Raw genomic sequence first — 20,317 nt, forward strand, 5'->3', positions numbered from 1 at the left:
TGAAGTTGTAAAAAAGCCGTGACTGACAGTCACGGCTTCGTTTGAACATTTAGTTAAACGCCCAACTTTTCTTTTAGTGCTTCCGTTAGAACTAAAGAGAAATTAATGTTCTCTTCTTTACCAAGTGCATCGAGATAGCGCGGAATAGTCAGAGTCTTCTTAACTGCTTGGTTATCAAACTTTAGTCGATAAATATCTGTATTCACTTCAATTGGAATCAATAAGTCTCCCTTTGGAACTGAAATTTCAACTGGCTGCAACGGTTCAGGGATTGTTTCTCCATCATCCTCTGCGTTGATCAGCCAACCCGCTAATAGATCTTTAGCCATATATAAAGCATCGTGCATATCCGATCCGAAAGTAAAAGCACCATCTAATCCTGGAAATTCTATATTAATTCCATCATCAGCCAAGTTAAATAAAGCATAGTAAATATACATAGTATTGACCCCTTTCTAGTAGAAAATAGTGACACAGGTGTTCAAGAAAGCGAACATTTTTCATCTTAAACCTGCTTGGCTTAAGATGTTATTCGCAGTTCCTTTTGGGATATCTTTACTACCATGTTCAGGTACTGTAACTTTTCCCTTTTTTGTTGGATGAAGAAAATGTCTATGACTTCCTTTTTGATTCTTCTCGTACCAGCCATCAGATTCAAGCAGTTTGATCATTTCTTTTGCTTTCACACTCTATTCCTCTCTATCTACAGTATAGCACGTATAATAACACGTGTAAAACGAAAGTATGCCTATTTCTTAATCCTGACTTATCTTCCTTTAAAACCTCCGTTAATTTAATTACGTCATTCATCCCCACTCATCTTCAAGCTCCGCTACTTTATCTCTCCAGCTTTCGCCAAATACTTCTTCGACTGAGTAATATTTCTTAGTGGATATTTCAAAAGGAATTTTTTTCTTGTTGACAATTTGCTTGAAATACATGGTAATGGCAGTCGTGTAGTCTAAGCCTAATTCTTCAAGAACTTTTGCTGTTTCTTCTTTTAGTTCTTTGTCTAAATTAATATTTAACCTTTCTTTTGTCTTCATCGTGTTCTCCTTTCAAATCAAGACGTCTTTTACACACCATTTATACACCTGTTGTATTACTTTTTATATCCTTTACACATAAATTCCTTTCATTGCAGGCCTAAATATCTCGTGTATAAGCTTATTACAAAGAGAAAACACCAAAATGGACGAGCTTTTTCGCCATTTTGGTGTTTTCTCTTACTACTATAAGTTGTTAATTTGAGCTCAATGCGGTCTTGTCTTTGTCTCGCTAGAAAACAAGTTTCCCCGCAACCTTTGCTTTGATATTCACTGCTTGCTTCGGTAGATAAGCCAATGGAATAACTTCGATAGAAATAGTTGCTAGAGCTTCTTGCTTGGCACCAGATTCTATTGCCGCAGCTTCGGCTGTTTGAAGCGCTTGAGCTACTACCGCCTCTTGAGTGGTTCCTTCCAATGAATAGACAGAATTTACTTCACCAGAAACTTCTCCTAAAGCAGCCCCAATTGCATTGGCTGCATCATAATTTTCCGGAATAATCACTTCGGAGACACCACTCATTTCCTTTGGTAAAATAATGCTGCCGCCCCCCACAAGAATAACTGGAACTTCACCACTATCGGTTTTCATTTGATCGATAGCATCTTCAATCAAGTCCTTGATTTTTGCTTTAGCACCCGTCACTAACGCTTCGTCTAGGCTAGGTGCCTGAATACCAGCTATTTCATGATTTTCGCGATTGGCAATAGCAATGTCAGTCGCACACAACGTACTGCCGCCAAAGGCTAAGCTTTCTTCTAAAATACGGTACCCTAAACTTTCAGGTCCTACTTTGATTTCATCCTCTTGAGTGACGATCGTTCCGCCACCAAGACCAATTGACAAAACATCGGGCATTCTAAAATTGGTTCGAATGCCACCGATTACCGTCGCTAAGGAAGATTCACGAGGGAAGCCTTTCTTCAAAACACCAATATCCGTAGTCGTACCGCCAACGTCCACCACCAATGCATCCTTCAAGCCGCTTAAATGAGCAGCTCCACGAATCGAGTTAGTCGGGCCGCAACCGATAGTTAACACGGGATAACTCAATGCTTTAGTTAAATTCATTAGTGTCCCATCATTTTGACAGATATATACATCCGCAGAGATCTGATTTTTGGTTAGTGCCTGCTGAAGTCCTTGAACCATCTCAACAATTGTCTTGGTTAATGCTGCATTTAGAATACTGGCGTTTTCTCTTTCCAACAATCCGACTGAACCGATTTCACCAGAAAGAGTCACTGGGACATCCAGCTCTTCTGCTACTATTTTAGCGACTTCACGTTCCTGTTGGTTGTTGACGGGTGAAAAAACGCCAACTACAGCGACTGCTTCAACCTTACCTTTTAGCTTTTGACAAACCTGACGGATTTCAGCTTCATCAATTTCAGCGATTTTATCGCCATTGTATTCATAGCCGCCAGATACAATAAAGGATTGACAGTCCATTTTCTCGGCTAAATCCTCTGGCCAGCCGATCATCGGCTCTACCGAGGTAGTGGCTGGTTTTGCTAGGCGCAGAATCCCCACTTTACTTAGCTCTTTGCGTTGGACAATGGCATTGGTACAGTGCGTTGTTCCTAGCATGACAACCTTGATTTTTTCAGCAGGAATATTGGTTTCCTGCAGTACTTTTTGGATGGCTAAGTCGATGCCTTGGCTCACATCTTCCATGGTCGGGCTTTTAATTTTCCCGATGCAGTGCAGCTGTTCGTCTAAAATCGCGCAGTCTGTATTGGTTCCGCCAACGTCGATGCCTAATCTATACATGTACTTTTTCCCCCATCAATTTCTCTACCGGCACATAATCGATGTCGTAGCCGAAATATTTCGGTCCAGCCACCTCAATGCCTTTTTCGGTACGCCATTTGGGATCACAAGGTAAGGCGATCATGTGGATGCGAGCGCCATAGCGTAAAGTCTCTGTAGTGATCGGTCGGCCTGTTTCATGGTCCAGAGCGCAGATCAAGTCTGGAGTAGAAGCTACTACTTCCCCATTCTTTTTCGCTAAAAGCAGTTCATTTTGAAAAAGGACTTCCAGCTCTTCACCTTTATTTTGGTTAATTCCAGATAAGGTAGTACGGCCCCGAGTGAAGCCGCCCTCTACGTTGCGTTCAATGTGATTGATCTTACCTTCAAATAATGAATAACCCTTTAGTTTATTCAGTAAACTAGCCACTGGTGAAGCCGAGTCAGTTAAACGGGACAAGGTTGCCCCGATTTCTTTAGCTAGGCTTAGTGTCCCGCGGATAGCACATTCCTTGACGATTTCTCCTGGAAACACATTATCCACCATATTGGCATTTCCACCCATAACATCTGTGATGGAGCGAGCGATTTTTTCTGACCATTCGCCGTCCTTTGGATAATAAATAATTCGATTGCCTTGACTGTCGGCCATTGCTACTACTTCTGGCTGATAGCCCTTTAAGAAAAAGGTCACCATTTGCGATTCGGGGAAGGCCCGTCCCATGGCGTCTGCATCAACAATCGGCAGGCCCATTTTGGCAGCACAGGCAATTGGCAGCATCGAATTTCCTCCGCCAATTTCAATCGGCATGATTGCTTGGGTCTTTTCTTGAAAGAAGTCTTTTAATGCTTCTACTGGAGCAAAAAGTTCTTCTTCTGCCGCAATTTTTTCATTAGAAACTGAGGGTGCGCCAATCGCACCGACAGGCATCACCATAGCTTTATCATCTAGCTCATCAACGCTTAAAACCTTAACTGGTCCATATTTTTGCAGTGCTTGGAGAGCCATTAATTTACCGACGAAGGGATCGCCTCCACCGCCAGTTCCTAACAGGGTTGCGCCTGTAGCAATATCGTTTAAATCATCTACTGTGATCCATTCCATTAGCTATTTCCGTCCTTTAGTTAATTTGGTTAATACGAAGTAACAGATTCCAGCAGCAATAATACCGTCTAGAGCTGAAATATTAGTGATAGTAAACAAGCCGAAACCGGCAGGTGGGGCACTAGTCATAAAGGCTACGACACTGCCGATCACCCAAGAAATAATAGCAATCGGATAATAATCCTTCAGCTTGCTCTCATAGGCAAAATCATATTTTTCTTTATAGAACACATAGTCAATCATATAAATACCGGCAATTGGCGAAACCAGCACCGTAATAATCGAAAGAAAGGTTTCAAATTTGCCGTAAATTCCCAGCATAGCCATTAAAATTCCCAATGACCCGCTGATTACCGTAATTAACTTAGGATTCACTCGCCGAAAAACAATCGAAAAATCTAAAGAAGCCGAATACAGATTATTCGTATTAGTAGTCCACTGTGCTAAGGTTAAAACTAGAATTGACGGAATTCCTAATCCTAAAGCAAAGAAGACAGCAGTCAAATCACCGGTATCCATCACTTTCACCAAAATCAATGAAATGATAATCATGAAGCTGTTTCCGATAGTAAACCCAACAAAGCCGGCAATCATCGCCTGCTTAGGATTTTGGGCCCATCGAGCCACATCCGGTGCCATCACTACCCCAACCATATAAACACCAATAACCAACGAAACAGCTAAACCAAAAGAAATGGGTGTTCCTTGCGGCGCTGTTGCTAGGCCAGCAGTTCCGTTACTGCTAATCGACATAATTGTAGCTACAATGATCAATACAGCCAATAATGGCACTGAATACGTACATAGTTTTTCGATTGCTTGATAACCCCAAAAAGCTGACAGCATCATCAAGCCGCCGCCAATTAAAGAAAGCAGCCATAATGGTAAGGAGGCACCAGTTAATTGTGTAATGGCACCTCTAATATTTTCGGCAAAGAAACCAATTTGAACGCCAAACCAGCCTAACGAGGAGATCCCCATAATCAGCCCCATCAATGCTGCCCCATTTTTACCAAAGGCTACTCGGGAAATCATCCCGGTTGATAATCCGGCTTTAGCTCCAATATAGGTCGCACCAATGGCTAATATACCTAAAACAACTGAACCGATGACTACTGCAGCGATCGCTGTCCAAAATTCCATTCCTTGCGCCAAAGAAATCCCCATAAACATGCCGGATAGATCAATCCCGATTGCGATCCACACCATGCTGATGGAAAGCCAACGCTTCCGTTCACTTTCTGGTACCCGCTCTCTTTCATAATTTCCCGTATTCGTTTCCACAACCTCTTCCATGTATTCCCCTCATTTCTGAATTTTCTGATAAATAAATATTTTCAACATTATAGCGAAGGTCATGCGCAATCGCTATGTTTCAGGAACTAAAAACAAAACAGGCCTTTGTCTATTTTGACAAAGGCACTTGTTTATCAACGATATTTACGATAATAAATCAAACTTTTCACCAATAGATAACGAGAAGCAGTGTGAGAAAAAGACTGTCCTAACTGCTCTTGAGCCTTTTTCAATCGATACTTTATCGTATTATTATGCAAAAATAAAGCTTCAGCAGTATTGTTTATACTTTCATCATAATCCAAAAAGTAGGCAGCCAGGGTGTCGATCATTTCTTCGTCTTTTAAAGCTTGGGAAAGATCAATTGGAACAAAGTCAGCCGTTACATCTGTTACCAAACCTAAATCTTCAGGAATAAATAGCGACTTATTAGGAAATGCCCGCAACAAATCCTGCAAGTTTCTTTCAATTAGTTGCATTTGCTGATGAACGATTTCCAGCGTTGGAATTTGTTTGACTTGGAATAAAAACTCAGAAGAAGTCTTACGCTTTAAGCGTTCGCCTTTAGTAGTATCCACTGAATTTCCAATCAGCCATTCAAACTTGGCATCCTGATAATAAAGGTTATTGGAATACTCCTTGATCAATTCCTTTAACCGCTCTTCTCCCTGCTCTTTGTAAAAGCAATAGAAGTCCATTGGTTGATTCGTTGTAATCCCAGCTTTTTTTGCCAAAAGATTCGCCATCGCAAGATCTCCAGTTTGACAAGCGAAAAAGAATTGCTGGCTAGTATTCAGCAGCTGCTCTTCTCCGAAAAACTTAATCATCGTTTCAATCATTCGCTGCAGGCTGTTTAGCTGCGAGTCTGACAAGGGTTCTTTACGAAAAGCAGCCAAGAAATAAGGCTGAGACAGCGTCGGCAAATCCAAAGGAGCTTGTGTGTAGAAATAGACGGTCTGCTGCAGTTCAATTACCGCGTTCTTTTGTTTAACAGCTGTCGAATCCTGCAGATAATCTCTTAGATGATGATCTAGGCTTCTCGGCCAAGATTTCGAAACTAAAACATCCTGTTCCTTGTTCAGTAAAAAAAGGCTGCATTTTAATTTATCCGATAAAATACTTAGGCCGGTTTCAATTTGATGCTGGCCTTGGGGTAAGTTGCGAATAGTCTCGATTAAAATATCCTGCTGAGCTTCAAATTGAGACTCTTCATTGTTCACATAGCTTAATACTTCGGAAATGACTTCACTGTAACGCAGCTCCATTCGTTTCTCTGGCATCATAATCAAAACCATATTCAGCTCTTCCATTTTATCAATCAGCTGTTGTGAGACCTCAGGCATAATAATACCTACATAATAAAGAATAATTCCTAGTTGACTATGCTGATGCAAAATGGAAACGACTTCTAATTGCTTTTCGATATTATCGGCAATTTGAGCAAAAGAGGTGATTACAAACTCATTACCAGAATACTCCCCTTTGATCGGCATTTGGTTATAGGCAGCCGGTTCAGAAACTTCTAGGACTGAAATAGTCGTTACTAGTCGATCCAATTGATTTTCTCCTGCTAAAACCTTCGCCCCTTCCATGGATGGAATTTTTAGCATGTCCCTTACATTCATTAGAAGCCTCCCTTCTCTTATGAGCAGCATTCTCTACTCAGTTCGAATTTTTTCCTATACTAAATTAAACCACAAACCACTTAATTTCACTAATAAAGCGTTAGCAATTTATCCTTATATCAAATTAAATAAGTGTTCACCAGCTAAAAAGACACTAAAGAGATGAACACCCATCGCTTCAGTGACTTCTTGTCAAAAAACTATTTTAAAAATTTTACAGCCATTTTATAGTGTTCTTTATTCCCGGCATACCGATTTAAATGGTTAGTATATTTGTACAATTCATTTTCCTTAGCATCAAAGCGTTGATCGCTAAACAATACCTTTGGTTCAGATAGAAGCAATTTTAGGACTGCTTTTTGTTCCTTATAGCATTGGGAGTCTTTCATGTCAGATAAGCTCTTCAACTCTAGTCTTTGCAGGTTTAACTTTCTTAAGCCTAAGATTATTCTTGACATGTCGTCGCCTCCTATCGGTCACTATACTATAATGGTACAATGGTTTGTTATCGGTTGCAATGCTTTTGATTAGCCAGCTAGTCGCTTTCTTACATATTATTATTGACAAATTCATTCTATTTAGTTAGCATACTAACTAATTACAGGAGGATGAAGCTATGGATTCCGGCTATTTACTAATGAATATCTCCAAACAGTTAAAATACGATCTTAACCAAGCATTGCTTCAAAAAGGCGTGACTGTGCAGCAATGGGCAGTCATTCAACAGATCAATCAACGAACGAAAGCCACAGTCGCTGAATTATCTATTCAGCTGGATATGGATAAACCTACTGTTTCTGGGATTGTAAAGAGACTTGAAGGGAAACAGTTAGTGTCCAAGGTACCGCACCCTTCAGATCAACGTTCATCATTATTATTGCTAACGGAAGCAGGCAAGGTCATTTTGGAGGAATGTCAGAGGATTAGTGAACAGATTCTGCAAAAAAGTCTCTCTGTCTTATCTGTTGAAGAGCAGCAAACCTTGAACCATTTACTCACTAAAATCAACCAGGAAAGGAGGAAGCTTTAATGGATCATATTCTAATCATTGGCGGAACCGGCAATATTGGTTTTCCACTAATCGAATGCTTGTCAAAAAACAAAACTATCACAATGAATGTTGGCGTTCGTGACGTAACGAAATCTCAACAAAAGTTTGAAGGTATCGAAAATGTGACACTTGTTCCCTTTGATTTCCTAAATCCAGCTACTTTTCCGAAGGCTTTTTCCAAGGTGAACAAGGTATTTTTCATACGGGCACCGCAATTATCTAAGCCAAAGGAAGATATGGCACCCTTTTTAAACTATGCTCAGCAGCAACATCTTCAACAAATAGTGTTTGTTTCTCTACTAGGTGTTGAAAAAAATCCAGTAACGCCTCATCATCAAATCGAAAAAATGATTCGTGAGTTAGAGATTCCTTTTACTTTTATTCGTCCAAGCTTCTTTATGCAGAATTTGAACACGACCCACCGAGAAGATATTCAACACAATCATGACCTGTTCATTCCAGCAGGGCATGCGAAAACAAGCTTTATTGATACCCGAGATATTGGTGAGGCGGCTGCTATCTGTCTAACGGATTCTCACTATTTGAATCAAGCGTTGGAAATTACCGGCCCTGCTGCACTGACCTATGCTGAGATCGCCATTGAAATGAGTCGGATTTTAGGGACTACCATTACTTATAGCAAACCTAGCTTGCTAAGGTTTCGTCATACAATGATTAAACGCGGTGTGCCGAAGGAGTTCGTCAATGTGATGGTGATGCTTTATCTTATCACCCAGTTAGGTAATGCGAAAAAAAAACACCAACTCTAGAAAAAATTCTGAAGCATCCTCCCCGAACGATTCAAAACTATATCCATGATTATAAGGAGTACTTCGTAGAATAATACGTATGGCATGAAAAAGCAGTTTAATAGGGAACTGCTTTTTCTATTGGTCCAAAGAGGTTAGCAAAAACAAATGTGCTTTTATTCACAAGATCTATTGACAATGCTAGGGACTCTCAGGTACTCTTTTTATAGGTCAACAAGTTCGTTGATTCATCAAAATGTAAGCAGTTACTAAAAACAGATTGGGGATGGGTAAATGTTTGATTTAACAGGAAAAGTTGCTGTAGTTACTGGCGCAAGTAGTGGGTTAGGCCGTGATGCTGCAATCGCTTATGCTGAAGCAGGCGCAGATGTGGTCTTACTGGCAAGAAGACTGGAGCGTTTGGAAGAGGTAGCAGCGGAGATCAAAGAAATGGGTCGCGATGTTTTACCAATCAAGATGGACGTTACCGATGAAGAAAATGTAAAGGAAGGTATTCAAAAAGCCTTTGAGCACTTTGGTCATTTAGATATCCTCTTAAACAATGCTGGAATTGCTGTGCGTGGCGGTGTACATGAATTGTCTGTAGAAGACTTCGACAAATCAATGGATGTAAACGTTAAAGGGATTTTCTTGGTAAGCAAATATGTAGTCCCACACATGATGGACAATAAGTACGGCCGAATTGTCAATGTTGCCTCAATCAATGCAATTATGGCTGATAAATCGGATGTATTCATTCGTCATTCTTACAATGCCAGCAAATCAGCTGTTCTAGGACTGACTAAAGGGATGGCTGCTTCGTATGGTAAATACAATATTACCGTGAATGCGATTGGACCAGGTCTATTCGAATCGGAAATGACTGAAGACACCTTGTTCAAATCAGATGATTTCCTAAACCTATACAATGGAACAAATCCAATGTGCCGTCCAGGTAAACGGGGCGAACTCAATGGAACAATTATTTACTTCTCAAGTGACGGTTCAAGCTATACGACTGGTCAATTCATCGTTATCGATGGTGGAAGCTCAATCGTTTAATGTTCAAGTCATAAAGCGCTGACCAAATAGGTTAGCGTTTTTTGATTTGTCTATCCCCTAATTCTACCCTGTCCATCAATCACGTATTCGCTTCTCCTTATTATCATCGTTAGGAATTTCTAAATAATTCCAATTGATATTAGCGAAATCCACTAAATATTGATCAATATACACTTTGGAAAAAACATCCAATAAACGCATCCCTAATTCTGTAACAAAAATTTTTCTTCCTAAATTGGGCTTATGGATACTGCTTAATAAACCAGTAGCAAATAGCTTGCGCAAGTATTTAGTCATACTTGGCGAAACAATGTTGACGTCTTTCTTCTTTTTACCATAGATTTTTTCTTGATAAAAAACGATACCCATTTCCTCATTACTGAAAATATCATAAAGGTCATCAATGAGGATTGCTAAATGATATTTATAGGCAAACTTTAGCGTATACAAAAGGAAAAAATCATTGTATAAGAAGGTGTACCAAGAGCTTTTCGTCAAATAATCCGCAAGTTCTGTTTGTAAGAAAACCAGATTTTCTCGATTAAAGTTAAAGGTTCGATTGCTGTAAAAGCTCGTGCTGGCTAGATGGTCGCTGATTCTAAAGGTCAAATAATTATTTTCCCCTCTCACCAAACAAGCATACGCTGATTTCCGTTCCTTAGACATACTTAGTGCAACTAGCTGTTCGTCTTCACCTAGCTGTGAAATAATTGCCTTCTTAATGAATAGCTCATCCTCTAATTTCATGACGTTTCCTCCTCGCTCACCTTATTTTAACAATAGTTTCTGCTTTCACCAAAAAATCTTGCCGACTGAGAAACTTTAGCCGGCAAGATTTCATGGATTAAAGCAATAACTTTCTTTGGTAGCGATAAGTTAAATAGAAGAAAACACTGTAAACAATCAGCAAAATACCAAAGAACAGGTACACAAACCAGTAATCGGCACTTTCTACAACTTGTGAAAAGACATAGATGGCAAAGAAGCTGTGAAATAAACCTAAGATTACTGGTGGAAAAAACAGCATCTGATTTTCCCGGTATATCAACTGCTTCAAATCCCGTTGGCTGATTCCTAAATGACTCAATAAGCGGTAACGCTCTTTTTGGTCGCTCGTATCAGAAAGCTGGCGCAGACTAACTGTACTGGCGGTGATAACAATAAAAATCATTACTACGAAAGTAAAGACAAATAAATACAACCCAGCACTGCTGCGACTGGTACGATAAGTCTCATCGTAAGAAACGTAATTTGCCCGATACGTAGCATAACGCTTGAGATCATTGCTAGGATCATCCCCGGGGACTAGTTCCCCTGTCAGCTGCTTATTTTTCCAGCTTAACTCAGCTGTAATCGGATCAATCCAATCATAATTGATTCGTTTTTCTACTAATTGACTCAACTTGGCTTCCTGATTATCTGGTACATTCACAGCCTCTAGCTGATAAGTAATTCCCTGTACTCTTTGAAACAAATCATCCGATACTACCAGCAAATTTTGTCCGTAATGCAAAGAAGGATCACCCATATAATTTGTTTCTAACTGTCGGACCTCCAGCTTTTCACCGATTAAGTTTACGGTGCGGCTATAGTGCAAATACTCTCTAAAAACAGGCTGAAATGGCGTCAGCATCACTGCATCATTCGCCCCTTTCAAATGAATATCAGCTAAACGGTGGCTTAACTGCTGAAATTGCTGATACGTAGACAAAGCAACTAGATCAATCACCTCTGGACGCTCCTCTATGCCTTCTCCAGTAACCATCAGCGGCTGGATGCCCCCCACAGACTTAAAGGTGAGGGTCTGTTGTTCAAAGTTCGCCATTTTTTCTTGAATTTCAGGTGCTAGCTGTTCAAAGCTTCCACGATCCATCATCAAGGACACTGGAGCCACCTCGACTACTCGATTCATTTGAATCGAAACAGTAGCGGCGGTTGCCCCCAGAAAGGTTAATGCCAATCCTAAGAAAATCGTTACGGTACCTAAAAAATTCCGTTCACGATAAGAGCGAAACAGTCCTTCACTACGAGAAAGTACCCGCAATTTATGATAATTCCGACTCGTCTTACGGATATAAAACCAACGTAAGGTGTAATTGTAAAAGAGATAGGTTCCCACCACGCAAACAGCGAAAATTGCTAACATCGTATTAAAGTTCGCCCGCAGAAAACCAAATTGTTGAATAAATAGATTAACCACCTTGATATAGAAAACCGCCGCTGTCCATCCCGCAGCTAGCAGTAATGCACCTAAGACAGCCAGCATTTTTTGCCACCGATTCAAGTGGGAAATTCTACGTCGCGCCTTCTCTTCTTTACGCAGGGCGGATAAACGATAACCCGAAACCAGCCACAAGATTTGCAAGGAAACTAACCCTAGAATAATTAATAAAACCAAGCCGGTGGTACTTACCGCGCTAGCAGAAAAGAAGAATTTTACCTGCAATGACAAATCCATTGCCTTCAACAATACCATGCTGAACAATCGTGAAAACAGAATGCCCAATAAAATTCCGCTAATAAATGAAAGCAGTCCAATAAACAAAAACTCAAAAATAAACAGTAAACAGATCTGATAATACTTTAGACCATACAAATGAAAGATCGCAACGTCCTTCCGCCGGTTTTCAATTAGGAAGCGACTCGCACTCAGCATAAAAAAGATCAGGATCAAAACGATCAACAAGCCGCCAAAGACCAGCATGGCCACAATATTGTTGCTGGTATCTGCTCCTCGTTGAGCCAGCTGTTCATTACTCATAGTAGTGAAGGAATAATAAACCATTACGGCAAATACCATACTAAAGAAAAACAGCAAGTATCCTTTAGCCTGTTTCTTAAAACTCTTCCAGGCTAATCTGATCAGCATTGGTCTTCCCCCCTCCTCCGATAGTCGCCTGCATATCGATGACTTTTTCAAAGAAGGCCTGCCGTGAAGAACGGCGGACAATTTCAGAAAAGAATTTGCCATCCTTAATGAACAGCACCCGATTGCAATAGCTGGCCGTATAAGGATCATGGGTTACCATCAGAATTGTCGTATCCTCGTGCAGATTAATTTCTGCTAAGTAATGAAGGAAATCTGCAGATGATTTCGAATCCAGCGACCCCGTCGGTTCATCCGCAAACAAAATCTTTGGCTGAGTAATCAATGCTCTGGCAGCAGCAGTTCGCTGTCTTTGCCCTACGGAGATTTCTTCTGGGTAACGATCCAGAATTCCTCCAATATCTAAGATGCTGGCATAATGCTTCAACCGATGCTGCATTTGTTCATAGGTCATTTTGCTGACAGTCAATGGCAACAAAATATTATCCTCCACACTAAGACTATCGATTAAGTTAAACTCTTGAAAGATAAAGCCCAGGTTTTCTCGACGAAAATCCGTTAGCTGGCTGTCCCGCATCTGGGTAATGTTCTGACCATCAATACGGACTGACCCCATAGTAGGCAGTAAAATAGTGGATAGAATATTCATCAAGGTTGTTTTTCCCGCACCGCTGGGACCCATGATCCCAACGAACTCGCCTTCTTCAATGGAGAAGTTCAAATCATTCAACACACTGACCTTATTACTGCGATTTCCATAACTTTTGCTTAGATGTTGGACGTCAATTATTTTTTTCATATTCTTTCGCACCTCGACAAAACGCGTCAGTCCGTGCTTTTCACTTCCTTTAAAGAAATATTTGTAGAATTTCATACAAATTCTAATGTTTTCTTGGTTAGTTTTATGGTATCATATCTAAGGCTAAATAAGATGACGAACGCCTAATGATTGTCTGACAAATTTGTCATCTGACAGGATTTTTTTTTGCGTTATTTTTCACAAAAACCAAGACAACCAAATATGATGACCCGTAGTTTTCATTGAACTTTTCAATCACAAAGCACACTATATGTAGTGTGCTTTTTTGTTTTTTAAGCAAAATACCCACTATATATCGTTGCATCTTAGCGAAAAATACTATATGATTAAGTAGTCGAAATTAGAGAAAAGGAGTGGTTGATATGATGGAAATCCGAACCAAAGACGCGCAAGTCAACGATTTTCAACCTACTCTCAAAAGTATGAGAGTCATCAAACGCGATGGTCGTCACGTGGCCTTCGATGATCAAAAAATTTATGATGCATTGATCAAAGCAGAAACGAAAATTCATGGAACAATTGATCCTTTAGCCCATGGACGTATTCAATCAATTGTCGAACGAGTAGATGCGGAGCTTGCTCAACGATTTACAGATAATGTAAAAATCTACGAAATTCAAAACATTGTGGAGCATATCTTATTAGAAAGCAATGAGTATGAATTAGCAGAGGAATACATCAACTATCGTACACAACGGGATTTCTCCCGCAGCAAGGCAACCGATATTAACTTTACGATTGGCAAGTTAATTAACAAGGACCAGTCAGTTGTTAACGAGAATGCCAACAAAGACAGCGATGTCTTCAATACTCAACGGGATTTAACAGCGGGAATCGTTGGTAAATCTATCGGCTTAAAGATGCTGCCGCCACACGTTGCAAATGCGCATCAAAAAGGTGACATTCATTACCATGACTTGGATTACCATCCATACACACCGATGACTAACTGCTGTTTGATTGACTTCGAAGGTATGTTAAACAACGGCTTTAAGATTGGGAATGCTGATGTGGAAAGTCCAAAATCTATTCAAACAGCAACCGCCCAAATTTCACAAATTATCGCAAACGTAGCATCTAGTCAATATGGCGGCTGTTCAGCAGACCGTGTAGACGAACTGTTGGCGCCATTCGCCCGTTTGAACTACGAAAAGCATATGAAGGATGCTGAAGAATGGATCGAAAATCCTGAACGTCGTGAAGAATTTGCGAAACAAAAAACCCGCAAAGACATTTATGATGCTATGCAAAGTTTAGAATATGAAATTAATACCTTGTTTACCTCCAACGGTCAAACACCTTTTACTTCACTAGGCTTTGGTCTAGGAACAGACTGGTTCGAACGGGAAATCCAAAAAGCCATTCTGCAAATCCGGATTGATGGTTTGGGTATTGAAAAGCGTACAGCGATTTTCCCTAAGTTGATCTTCACTTTGCGTCGCGGCGTAAACTTAGATGCAGCTGATCCTAACTACGATGTGAAGCAATTGGCATTGGAATGTGCGACTAAACGTATGTATCCAGACATCTTGAACTATGATCGTTTGGTTGAGCTGACTGGCAGCTTCAAAGTACCAATGGGCTGTCGTTCTTTCTTGCAAGGCTGGAAAGATGAAAATGGTCAAGAAGTAAATGTTGGCCGCATGAACTTAGGGGTTGTTACCCTGAACCTGCCGCGAATTGCGATGGAAGCTGCTGGTGACCGTGATAAATTCTGGAGTTTGTTGGAAGAACGTCTGCAAACTGCTAAGGATGCCTTGGTTTTCCGAGTGGATCGTTGTAAAGAAGCAACACCAGCGAATGCTCCTATTCTTTATCAATACGGTGCTTTTGGCAAACGGTTGAAACGAACAGATTCTGTGGATGAATTATTCAAGAACAAACGGGCAACTGTTTCTCTTGGTTATATTGGCTTGTACGAAGTGGCTGCTTCCTTCTTTGGCGGCGACTGGGAAAGCAATCCTGAAGCAAAAGAATTCACCTTGGATATCCTAAAAGACCTGAAGCAGCATACTGATGCTTGGGGCAATGAATACGGCTACCACTTCAGCGTATACTCTACACCAAGCGAAAGCTTGACTGACCGCTTCTGTCGTCTAGACTTAGAACGTTTTGGAATTGTTGAGAACATTACTGACAAGGAATACTATACAAATAGCTTCCATTATGATGTTCGCAAAAATCCAACACCGTTTGAAAAATTGGATTTTGAAAAGGATTATCCAAAATATTGCTCAGGCGGCTTCATTCACTATTGTGAATACCCAGTACTGCAGCAAAATCCAAAAGCGTTAGAAGCCGTTTGGGATTATGGCTATGATCGGATCGGCTACTTAGGAACAAATACTCCGATTGATCACTGCTACGAATGCGGCTTTGAAGGAGACTTCAAGCCAACCAAACGTGGTTTTGAATGTCCACAATGCGGCAACCACGATCCAAAATCTTGTGATGTTGTGAAACGTACCTGCGGTTATCTAGGTAATCCGCAACAACGCCCAATGGTTCATGGACGTCATAAAGAAATTTCATCTCGTGTTAAACATATGAACAACTAAATTTATTAATAAAAACCGGACAGGGATAGCATTGCTTATCCCTGTTTCTTTAAAGAAATCAGGTGAAACTATGCGTAATCCACAGCCGAAGGAATGGCTGGCTAGTGAATTAAGCCAACAATTTATTGCCGATTACAAAGCGTTTAACTTTGTAGATGGTGAAGGCGTGCGCAACAGTCTTTATGTCAGCGGCTGCCCCTTTGCTTGCGAAGGCTGCTTTAATGTCGCTGCTCAAAACTTCCATTACGGCAAGCCTTATACGATGGAATTAGAAAATCAAATTATTCAAGATACGGCCCATAACTATGTCCAGGGGATTACTTTACTAGGTGGAGAGCCTTTCTTAAATACCCAAGTCTGCCTGCAGCTGGTTGATCGCATTCATGCTGAGTTTGGCGATACGAAGGATATTTGGTCGTGGAGCGGGTATACCTTTGAGGAATTGCTGCTGGACAGCGAAGACAAGCTGGAGCTGTTAAGCAAGATTGACATTCTGGTAGATGGACGGTTTGATATCAATAAGAAGAATTTGATGCTGCAATTTCGCGGCAGCTCTAACCAGCGCATCATAGATGTGAAACAATCCTTGGCAAAAGGCGAAGTTGTCATTTGGGAAAAGCTGCATGATTCAGAGAAAGCCTTTGAACAAATCAAAAAAAGTGAACTCATTTAAAAATAACCAGGCTTGAAGGCTTTCAACAGCTTTCAAATCTGGTTATTTTTATTGACTCAGCTTTACTAATTTATTTACGGTGTTGGCATTTCTGATCGTTACATGATTGTTAACGGTTGAACTGGCAATCTTTGACCATCTGGATTTAGCAAAGGTTTTTGCCGGTGCTGACCAGTAAATCACTCGTTTATGATGCGCAATCCTTTCATATTCCGGTTTGATCGCGCCTACTGCGTCAAAGACCTCTTCCATACTGATTGGCGGAATAAGAAAAATAGCATAGTGGATAATATCCTTATCCTCTCCCCACCAGTCCGGCGCATGCTTTAAAGTCTTAGCTAACTCACTGGCGGAAATAACATTAACTGGAACCGTCAACGAAAACGCTGAAGTAATTGCTGCTTCACACTGCTTGATCAATTCGGTTTTATCCAGACAGTCACTGGAAAAAACAACGTTCCCGCTGTTGATATATGTAACTACCTCTGTAAAACCAAACTCTTCAAAAGTCTGTCTCAAAAGGGGCATAGCAATTTTATTTTTGCCTCCGACATTTATCCCTCGTAAAAGGGCAATATATCTTCCCATATCATGTGCCCCCTTTTTTTCTCTGACTTAGTACTAGTAGGTTCGTTCTTCCCACAAAGGCAAGACAATATTTTCATACGCCATGGGATCTAGATTGGTTAAGGTAATTCCCAACAAACGAATGCCCTTTTCGATACCGCCAACCTCTTCCCAAATTAACCGGGCCTGGGAATACAACTCTTCTTTTTTCACTATGTAATAGGGCAGAGTTACCCGCTTCGTTACAGTTGTATAGTCAGTATAGCGAATCTTGACCACTACTGTCTTGCCGTGACGTTGAACGCGTCGCAAGGCACCTTCAACCTTTTCAGCCAATTGGCGTAGCTGTGACAGGACTTCATCTTCGGTCGTTAACGAACGGCCATACGTATGCTCCTTGCCGACCGATTTCCGTTCCCGAGTCACCGACACTGGCGAATCATGAATTCCCCGTACCTTCCGATACAAAGAGTAACCCATCTTGCCAAATTCCTGAATCATGAACATTTCACTTTTTTCGTATAAATCAGCGCCGGTAAAAATACCTAGGTCATTCATTTTTGGAACTGTTTTTTTCCCTACACCATGGAACTTCTCAATGGGCAAGCTTTTTAAAAAGTCTACGGCTTCCGCTGGTGAAATGACGGTTATGCCCCGAGGCTTTTGATAATCTGACGCCAGCTTAGCTAAGAACTTATTGTAGCTGACTCCCGCTGAACAGGTTAAATGCAGTTCCTGCCAAACATCTCGCTGAATCATGCGGGCAATCCGAATTGCTGAGATGGTGTTTACTTTGTTTTTAGTCACATCTAAGTAAGCCTCATCAATCGAAACCGGCTCAATCACATCGGTATAGCGATGGAAAATTTCCCGAACCTGTTTGGAAACTGCACTGTATTTTTCGTGATTTCCTGGTTTAAAAATGGCATGCGGACAGAGCTCATAAGCCTTTTGAGCACTCATGGCGGAATGAATACCATACTTGCGAGCCTTGTAATTCGCTGTAGTAACTACTCCTTTTCCCCCAGTGTCTGAAGGATGACGGGCAATCACTAAAGGATGCTTCGCCAGCTCAGGATCATCTCGCTCCTCTACCGAAGCGAAGAAGGCATCCATATCAATATGTATAATTTTTCTTGAGGTATCATTTTTCAGTGGAAAATATAGCTCTGCCATTTTAAAATCACCTGCCTTTACACTCTCATTATAACCGAACGTGCGTTCATAGACAAATTAAGAAAAGCGATCATTAGAGAAGTTTTAACGGTTTGATGGACTTGAATCGTCTACTTGCTTCATGAAAAAAAGCATTTAAAGGACCTCTCCCTTCAAATGCTTCTACTCATGATTGTTTAACGTTCAATCAAGTTTACTTTGCGAATGAGTACCTTATCTGTTCCTCGAGGCAGCTCTTCCAATTCAGCTACAATTTCGGCGTAAATAATCTTATTGTTTTCACGACGTCTCAGCTGATAAATGATTTTGCCAGTTTCAACTAATTCCCGCAACATTTCTGTCACACCGCCAAACCCGGTTTTCTTAGTAATGAAGCCCATAGCAACCATCCGCTCATCTAAGTAACGAGCCGATAATATTGAACCCATAGATACTGCTGAACGTAAAGCGTCCGCCAACTCCTCCAGCTCTTCTGGCACCGGCAGTTCATGCTCCACAGGCTGATATTGTTTATCTCGCAGATCGGTTAATTCTTCTAATAATTCTTCGTATTGTTCTTGGGTCAGCATCACACCTGCGATTTTTTCGCGGTTGAAGACATACACGCCAGTCCCCGCTTTGCGCGCTTGCGCGAAGACATCCATTGGTGACTTCTTTACTTCCGTGATGGAAGATGTGGGAACATCTAATTTCTTCAATTCCATAACTCTCTTCCCTTCAGACTGATTCATTCAATTATAGCATATTAGGGAATTGTAAAGACAGTATCTCCTTTTTTACTAGGAAAATATCGGACAGCCAGCTGAATTAAATCGCCAAAGGAAGGGTCCTCAATATAAATAATTTCATTTGGCTCATCCTCATAGGCAGGAGGACCTTCCACAATTAACAAATCATACTTTATGGCTGGAGTCCTTACGGGAAAAAAAGCAATGGGATGACCAAACTGGATCGCCTGATTCAGTTTGACACACGTATGCTCAATTTCTTCTAAAGAACCATTTAGCTTCAAACCGATAGAAAAAAGCGGCTGCCCCATCGAAACTGGATAAATTCGTTTTAAGATTGCATACAGCAGCAGAGAGACCTCTGAAGCGGAGCAGTTATCAAAGTAATACCAATCCCTTTTAATTTGATAGCTTACTTCAAGTAAATGCTGCGGGATTGCTACTGGTTGTTGACTATTGCTGTAATAATTGATTGGAATGCCGATATACAGCTCGACTAATACATTGAAAAAACGAATCTGCAAAATCGTCTTGAATTCCGCCGACACTTCTAAATAATGCAGCACATTTTTAGTAATGTCACAGGCTGCTCGATAAAGGAAGGTCGCTTTACGTTCGTGACTTTCGTAAAACTGCTGCTGGCGAAGCGGGTCTGTTTTTTGGTAATCAAAATACAGTAAATAGCTAAGCTCCTTAGTTGGTTGAATCGCTTTAACAAATTCTTCGAAGAGCTCTTTTTCGACAATTAAACGCTGCCATTTTTGTATATCTATCTGTGAAATCTTCGGAACAGCTAAATACTTCCAACAATCTGTAGAGCTTAAGCCCAGGGTCTCCTGGTTAAATTCTTGCAGGTAGCGCAGCTGCAATTTGAATACTAGCGCCCGCGAAGCTCTCAAGCGCTGTCTTTGATGGTCAATCCACATATTATAAGGCAACAAACTCTCATTTAATCGGCGAATCACCGGCCGAGTTGTCTTCAAGGGTCTCTGCCACAAAGCATCGCAGAAAACTGTGAATTGCTTGCTTTGATTCAAAATTGCTTTGTAGGATTGACTATATTTTTGCGGGTTATTCCAAACAATCGTTTTTTTGGTTTCAATATCCAAATCATAGCTTTTTTGCAGGTATTCCAAATCACGCCGCAAGGTTTTTATGCTTACACCTAATTCGTTGGTTAATTCCTCTAGTAAGTAAGTTCTTTTTTTCAATAATGATAATAGATACAAATAATGTTGTGTTTTTTTCTCAGTAATATTGTTCCAAAACATACTTCCACCC

The 20,317-nt window shown here is 40.7% G+C and carries 19 protein-coding genes and 1 pseudogene; 5 read left to right on the forward strand and 15 right to left on the reverse strand.

Features of this window, described 5'->3' with window-relative positions; all coding sequences use genetic code 11:
- Nucleotides 1-53 precede the first annotated feature (53 nt).
- The 8 genes from I588_RS07535 to I588_RS07570 all read right to left on the reverse strand — a co-directional run bounded on the left by I588_RS07535 (nt 54) and on the right by I588_RS07570 (nt 7,283).
- Nucleotides 54-440: a type II toxin-antitoxin system HicB family antitoxin gene (locus tag I588_RS07535; RefSeq protein ID WP_010755645.1), complete on the reverse strand. Its 387-nt coding sequence runs from the start codon at nt 438-440 to the stop codon at nt 54-56.
- Nucleotides 441-500: 60 nt separating this feature from the next.
- Complete coding sequence (locus tag I588_RS07540) at nt 501-686, reverse strand: type II toxin-antitoxin system HicA family toxin (RefSeq protein WP_010755644.1); 186 nt, start codon at nt 684-686, stop codon at nt 501-503.
- A 120-nt stretch (nt 687-806) separates the two neighbouring features.
- A complete protein-coding gene (locus tag I588_RS07545; protein ID WP_010755643.1) occupies nt 807-1,046 on the reverse strand; it encodes a type II toxin-antitoxin system RelB/DinJ family antitoxin in 240 nt (79 codons plus the stop codon).
- Nucleotides 1,047-1,278: 232 nt separating this feature from the next.
- Nucleotides 1,279-2,820 carry a hydantoinase/oxoprolinase family protein gene (locus I588_RS07550; RefSeq protein WP_010755642.1) on the reverse strand — a complete coding sequence of 514 codons (1,542 nt, stop codon included), beginning with the start codon at nt 2,818-2,820 and terminating at the stop codon, nt 1,279-1,281.
- On the reverse strand, nt 2,813-3,904 hold the full coding sequence (locus I588_RS07555) for an S-methyl thiohydantoin desulfurase family protein (RefSeq protein ID WP_010755641.1): 1,092 nt from the start codon (nt 3,902-3,904) through the stop codon (nt 2,813-2,815). Before I588_RS07555 ends, I588_RS07550 begins: the two co-directional genes overlap by 8 nt.
- A gap of 3 nt (nt 3,905-3,907) precedes the next feature.
- Nucleotides 3,908-5,200 carry a cytosine permease gene (locus I588_RS07560; RefSeq protein ID WP_010755640.1) on the reverse strand — a complete coding sequence of 431 codons (1,293 nt, stop codon included), beginning with the start codon at nt 5,198-5,200 and terminating at the stop codon, nt 3,908-3,910.
- 134 nt (nt 5,201-5,334) lie between these two features.
- Nucleotides 5,335-6,825, reverse strand: a complete 1,491-nt coding sequence (locus I588_RS07565; protein ID WP_010755639.1) for a PucR family transcriptional regulator — start codon at nt 6,823-6,825, stop codon at nt 5,335-5,337.
- Nucleotides 6,826-7,025: 200 nt separating this feature from the next.
- Entirely contained in the window at nt 7,026-7,283 is a 258-nt protein-coding gene (locus I588_RS07570) for a hypothetical protein (RefSeq protein WP_010755638.1), read from the reverse strand.
- Nucleotides 7,284-7,441: 158 nt separating this feature from the next.
- Between I588_RS07570 and I588_RS07575 the strand changes: the two genes are divergently transcribed.
- From I588_RS07575 to I588_RS07585, 3 genes and pseudogenes are all read left to right on the forward strand, one after another.
- Nucleotides 7,442-7,855, forward strand: coding sequence for a MarR family winged helix-turn-helix transcriptional regulator (locus tag I588_RS07575; protein ID WP_010755637.1), 414 nt, complete (start codon nt 7,442-7,444; stop codon nt 7,853-7,855).
- Nucleotides 7,855-8,720, forward strand: a pseudogene (locus I588_RS07580) (SDR family oxidoreductase). The gene I588_RS07575 and the pseudogene I588_RS07580 overlap by 1 nt, the downstream one beginning before the upstream one ends.
- Before the next feature lie 199 nt (nt 8,721-8,919).
- Nucleotides 8,920-9,687, forward strand: coding sequence for an SDR family NAD(P)-dependent oxidoreductase (locus I588_RS07585; RefSeq protein WP_010755635.1), 768 nt, complete (start codon nt 8,920-8,922; stop codon nt 9,685-9,687).
- Between the two features lie 75 nt (nt 9,688-9,762).
- On the opposite strand, the gene I588_RS07590 is transcribed toward I588_RS07585, so the two are convergent.
- The 3 genes from I588_RS07590 to I588_RS07600 form a co-directional block, all read right to left on the reverse strand.
- On the reverse strand, nt 9,763-10,434 hold the full coding sequence (locus I588_RS07590) for a hypothetical protein (RefSeq protein WP_010755634.1): 672 nt from the start codon (nt 10,432-10,434) through the stop codon (nt 9,763-9,765).
- Between the two features lie 97 nt (nt 10,435-10,531).
- Nucleotides 10,532-12,556: an FtsX-like permease family protein gene (locus tag I588_RS07595; RefSeq protein WP_010755633.1), complete on the reverse strand. Its 2,025-nt coding sequence runs from the start codon at nt 12,554-12,556 to the stop codon at nt 10,532-10,534.
- On the reverse strand, nt 12,525-13,313 hold the full coding sequence (locus tag I588_RS07600) for an ABC transporter ATP-binding protein (protein WP_034692381.1): 789 nt from the start codon (nt 13,311-13,313) through the stop codon (nt 12,525-12,527). The genes I588_RS07595 and I588_RS07600 overlap by 32 nt, the downstream gene beginning before the upstream one ends.
- A 383-nt stretch (nt 13,314-13,696) precedes the next feature.
- On the opposite strand from I588_RS07600, the gene nrdD reads away from it, so the two are divergent.
- Together nrdD and nrdG are read left to right on the forward strand one after the other, a co-directional pair.
- A complete protein-coding gene (gene nrdD / locus I588_RS07605) occupies nt 13,697-15,892 on the forward strand; it encodes an anaerobic ribonucleoside-triphosphate reductase (RefSeq protein WP_010755631.1) in 2,196 nt (731 codons plus the stop codon).
- A gap of 70 nt (nt 15,893-15,962) precedes the next feature.
- Nucleotides 15,963-16,565, forward strand: a complete 603-nt coding sequence (nrdG, locus tag I588_RS07610) for an anaerobic ribonucleoside-triphosphate reductase activating protein (protein ID WP_010755630.1) — start codon at nt 15,963-15,965, stop codon at nt 16,563-16,565.
- Nucleotides 16,566-16,613: 48 nt separating this feature from the next.
- On the opposite strand, the gene I588_RS07615 is transcribed toward nrdG, so the two are convergent.
- The 4 genes from I588_RS07615 to I588_RS07630 form a co-directional block, all read right to left on the reverse strand.
- Entirely contained in the window at nt 16,614-17,153 is a 540-nt protein-coding gene (locus I588_RS07615) for a DUF1697 domain-containing protein (RefSeq protein ID WP_010755629.1), read from the reverse strand.
- 33 nt (nt 17,154-17,186) lie between these two features.
- Nucleotides 17,187-18,308, reverse strand: a complete 1,122-nt coding sequence (dinB, locus tag I588_RS07620; protein ID WP_010755628.1) for a DNA polymerase IV — start codon at nt 18,306-18,308, stop codon at nt 17,187-17,189.
- Nucleotides 18,309-18,484: 176 nt separating this feature from the next.
- Entirely contained in the window at nt 18,485-19,012 is a 528-nt protein-coding gene (locus tag I588_RS07625) for a hypothetical protein (protein WP_010755627.1), read from the reverse strand.
- A 41-nt stretch (nt 19,013-19,053) separates the two neighbouring features.
- The gene (locus I588_RS07630) at nt 19,054-20,307 is read right to left on the reverse strand and encodes a DeoR family transcriptional regulator (RefSeq protein WP_010755626.1); all 1,254 of its coding nucleotides are present in this window, start codon (nt 20,305-20,307) and stop codon (nt 19,054-19,056) included.
- Nucleotides 20,308-20,317 lie beyond the last annotated feature (10 nt).

Source organism: Enterococcus pallens ATCC BAA-351 (assembly GCF_000407485.1).
Lineage (GTDB): Bacteria > Bacillota > Bacilli > Lactobacillales > Enterococcaceae > Enterococcus_A > Enterococcus_A pallens.